The organism is Microcoleus sp. Pol12B4 (genome assembly GCF_036701385.1).
Classification (GTDB): domain Bacteria; phylum Cyanobacteriota; class Cyanobacteriia; order Cyanobacteriales; family Microcoleaceae; genus Microcoleus.
In genome coordinates this window covers 1-1,766 of the sequence record NZ_JAUBQR010000422.1, presented here as the reverse complement: position 1 = coordinate 1,766, position 1,766 = coordinate 1, and the positions used below count along the sequence as shown (strand labels likewise).

Annotated in this window: 2 protein-coding genes and 1 pseudogene; 2 read left to right on the top strand and 1 reads right to left on the bottom strand. The window is 44.2% G+C overall.

What is annotated here, in order from left to right:
* Nucleotides 1-354 (top strand): annotated as a pseudogene (locus tag QUA38_RS28735) (A/G-specific adenine glycosylase); the annotation flags it as partial.
* Nucleotides 355-733: 379 nt separating this feature from the next.
* Here QUA38_RS28735 and QUA38_RS28730 read toward each other — a convergent pair.
* On the bottom strand, nucleotides 734-865 hold the full coding sequence (locus QUA38_RS28730; protein ID WP_333167885.1) for a hypothetical protein: 132 nt from the start codon (nucleotides 863-865) through the stop codon (nucleotides 734-736).
* Nucleotides 866-1,170: 305 nt separating this feature from the next.
* On the opposite strand from QUA38_RS28730, the gene QUA38_RS28725 reads away from it, so the two are divergent.
* A partial coding sequence (locus QUA38_RS28725) for a phytochelatin synthase family protein (RefSeq protein WP_333167883.1) occupies nucleotides 1,171-1,766 on the top strand: 596 nt, incomplete at its 3' end.

Sequence of the window (1,766 nt, the reverse complement as noted above, 5' to 3'; positions counted from 1 at the left end):
GAAGCTCAGTTGCTGGAACTTCCCGGAGTTGGCAAGTACATTGCGCGATCGGTTTGCGCTAATGCTTTCGGACAGCCAAAAGCGGTGCTCGATACGAATGTTGCTCGGATTTTGCAGCGTTTTTTTGGGATTGACGGCGGTAAGGTAAAATCGCGATCGCCGGAACTTTGGGAAGCCGCAGAACGAGTCGCTCCCAAACAGCAAGTCGGGTCGTGGAATTTAGGACTGCTGGACTTCGGGGCGGCAGTTTGCACCGCAAGAAACCCCCGCTGCGGCGAGTGTCCGCTGCAACAGCAGTGCGAGTACAAAATTAGCAGCGAAGTCAATTCTAGGCTCATTCCCGAACTCTGTTGACAAATTTTGTGCAGTTATTGTAGGGGCGGTTCAAAACATTTTCTCACTCTAACTAACAATCTCAAAAACCCGCCCCCACCCAACGGTAAATACTATCAATTCACTGTGCAACAGCGGAAGTTATATCCGAAATATAGTACCTTTACCAAGTTGCTAAACAACTTTAACTCGCCTTTTTGCGGCTCTACAATTATCCGATATCAGAGAGTAATTTTAACAAAAGTGGTAGTTTTGCCAACCAACAAGGGAGCAGAAAGTGGCGCTGTGAGATATTTACTAATTCCCGTGTCGTTATCAGCCACCTCAATATAAATCCCCTGAGCATCCATCCCTCAGTGCCAATCCAAATCATCGGTTGAAATTTGATTGATTGCAACTATTACAACTGTTGAGCCGACTCTTCTAAAACATCGATCGCGTGATTGAGGATATTCAGAAAAGCTTGATTTATCTGAGATGCTGCACCATTTTCAATAAGCTTTTTCTGAACAGGCTTTCCGGCCTGTTCCACAATAAAATTCACTCTTTGTGGAACAGGCCGGAAAGCCTGTTATTGAGAAGGGTCCAAGATGTGAGATTAAGCCGAGCTGCATACCGCTCAATCTGTGGCCAATTTCCAATTTTTTTCATCAGCTTGATGTCTAGCGGTCCCTCGCAAATGGTCACGTTTTTAAATTCGCACCCAGAAAGTCAAACCTTCGCAGCGTTTTATTGCTAAAATTTTAAAAATAGTAAATAAGTGCATTCCTCATTATCAAATTGACGATGTTGCATAATATTTATTAGCATCATAAGCAATAAGGGTTAAAAAACTCAATGTCTGCTCAAGGGTTTTATCGTCGTTCACTCCCCGATTCTGCTATTGCCTTTTCCTCCGTAGAGGGAAAGCAAATATTTCGAGAAGCGTTGGCATTGGGAGGTATGGAAGGGTATTTTGCTCTAGCGGAACAGTTTCATACTCAAGCAGAACCCGCTTTTTGTGGATTGGGTAGTTTAGTTGTTGTTCTTAATGCTTTATCCATCGATCCGGGTCGCATTTGGAAAGGGGTGTGGAGATGGTATGGAGAGGAATTTTTAGACTGTTGCTTACCTCTTTCAGTCATTAAAGAAAACGGTATCACCTTTGATGAGTTTGTCTGTATCGCACGTTGCAATGGTGCTGTTGTAAAACCTAACCGTTACCACCAAAGCAGCTTGGAAAACTTTCGGCAAACAGTTGAGGAGGTGACTACAGCGTCAGGTGATATTCATCTAGTTGTTTCCTACAGCCGAAAGGTATTGGGACAAACGGGTGATGGTCACTTTTCACCAATTGGTGGTTATCATCCAAAGCGGGATCTAGTTCTTCTGCTGGATGTTGCCCGTTTCAAATATCCACCTCACTGGGTTTCTCTGCCTTTGTTATGGCAAGC